At 68.9% G+C, this 1,272-nt stretch carries 1 protein-coding gene; it reads right to left on the bottom strand.

Translation table 11 applies throughout. The annotated features are described in order from the left end of the window. The coding region (locus G5B46_RS24090; RefSeq protein ID WP_165263216.1) for a UDP-glucose/GDP-mannose dehydrogenase family protein at positions 1–1,271 on the bottom strand (1,271 nt) is incomplete at its 3' end. Between the last annotated feature and the right edge of the window lies 1 nt (position 1,272).

Raw genomic sequence — 1,272 nt, 5'->3', positions numbered from 1 at the left:
CGGACCATTTCGTGGGGCTTGTAGACGTTGCGCAGGTCGACGACGACGGGGGCGGCCAGCAGCAGCTTGAGGCGGTCCAGGTCCAGGGCGCGGAACTGGTCCCACTCGGTGAGGATCAGCAGCACGTCGGCGCCTTGCGCGGCCTCGTAGGGGCCGGCCACGAAGGTCACGCCCGGCAGCAGGCCCTCGGCCTCATGACGGCCCTCGGGGTCGAAGGCCTGGACCTTGGCGCCCTTGGCCTGCAGGGCCGGCAGGATGTCGAGGCTGGGGGCGTCGCGCATATCGTCGGTGTTGGGCTTGAAGGTCACGCCCAGCACGCCGACGGTCTTGCCCGAGAGGTCCTCGGTTCCGAGCACGGCGGCGACCTTGTCGGCCATGGCCTTCTTGCGGGCGGCGTTGACCTCGACGGTGGTCTCGATCAGCCGGGTCGGCGCGCCGTAGTCGGCGGCGGTCTTGACCAGCGCGATGGTGTCCTTGGGAAAGCAGCTGCCGCCATAGCCGGGACCGGCGTTGAGGAACTTGCCGCCGATCCGCTTGTCCAGGCCAATGCCCTTGGCCACCTGCTGCACGTCGGCCCCGACCTTTTCACAGAGGTCGGCCATCTCGTTGATGAAGGTGATCTTCATCGCCAGGAAGGCGTTGGCGGCGTACTTGATCAGCTCGCTGGTGCGGCGGCCGGTGAAGACGATCGGGGTCTCGTTCAGCGAAAGCGGGCGATAGAGCTCGCGCATCACCGCCTGGGCCCGCTCGTCCTCGGCGCCGACCACCACGCGGTCGGGGCGCTTGAAGTCCTCGATGGCCGCGCCCTCGCGCAGGAACTCGGGGTTGGACACCACGGCGAACTGGGCGGCCGGATTGACCCGCTTGATGATCGCCTCGACCTCGTCGCCGGTGCCCACCGGCACGGTCGACTTGGTGACCACCACCGTGAAGCCGTCGATCAGGCCGGCGATCTCCTCGGCCGCGGCGTAGACGTAGGACAGGTCGGCGTGGCCGTCGCCGCGGCGGGTGGGCGTGCCCACGGCGATGAACACCGCGTCGGCGTCCTTGATCGCCTGGGCGCCTTCCAGCGTGAACGACAGCCGCCCTTCGCGGACGTTGCGGGCCACCAGGTCGTCCAGGCCCGGCTCGTAGATCGGGATCTCGCCGGCCAGCAGGCGCGAGATCTTGCGCGGATCCTTGTCGATGCACGTCACCACGTGACCGAAGTCCGCAAAGCACGCCCCCGACACCAGGCCCACATAGCCCGTGCCAATCATCGCTACGCGCATG

It is taken from the genome of Caulobacter sp. 602-2 (genome assembly GCF_011043625.1).
Lineage (GTDB): Bacteria > Pseudomonadota > Alphaproteobacteria > Caulobacterales > Caulobacteraceae > Caulobacter.
This window is presented reverse-complemented; position numbering and strand designations above follow the sequence as displayed.